Here is a 236-nt window from a genome sequence, read left to right on the forward strand (position 1 = left end):
GCCGCGAAGCCGCGACGTGAAGGAAGAAGGTGGTTCGCGCGGAGGCGCGGAGGACGCAGAGAGTGGCGCGTGACGCATGGTGGCACTCCCTTCAACGAAGCATCTACGTCGGGCCGGCCGGTACCCGGTCTTACGAACAGCCCGGTGCGCGACACCTCCGCGTCCTCCGCGCCTCCGCGCGAACCTCGAATTCCTTGCGTATCCGCGGCGTCGCTTGAGCATCTCGCCCCGGCAGC

The organism is Sphingomonas sp. Leaf412 (assembly GCF_001425405.1).
In the GTDB taxonomy this organism is placed as follows: domain Bacteria; phylum Pseudomonadota; class Alphaproteobacteria; order Sphingomonadales; family Sphingomonadaceae; genus Sphingomonas.